At 68.7% G+C, this 243-nt stretch carries 1 pseudogene; it reads left to right on the top strand.

From position 1 onward, the window contains the following. Window positions 1-243: pseudogene (locus RTX98_RS14230) on the top strand (L,D-transpeptidase); the annotation flags it as partial.

Genomic DNA, 243 nt, shown 5'->3' with positions numbered 1-243 from the left:
GCGCAGGATCGCTATCGCGAACGTCCGCCGGTTGTGGTCAGCCCGGATCTGGCCGCTCCGTGGGTGATGCAGTTGCAGCAGGCGCCCGAGCGCCGGATCATCGTCGAGCGCCCTCGTGTCGTGCAGGGTTATGCGGTCCGCGTTGCGCCGGAGCCTGCACCGATGCGCAAGCGCGTTCTCCGCCGTGTGAGCCGCGAAGAACGGCGCGAGATCTATCGCGAGCCTGCGCCGCAGCCGATCGAA

Origin of the sequence: Tianweitania sp., from assembly GCF_032053605.1 — a bacterium.
In the GTDB taxonomy this organism is placed as follows: Bacteria; Pseudomonadota; Alphaproteobacteria; order Rhizobiales; family Rhizobiaceae; genus Tianweitania.
The sequence above is the reverse complement of the archived record's forward strand: the minus strand, read 5'-3'. Positions and strand labels throughout refer to the sequence as shown.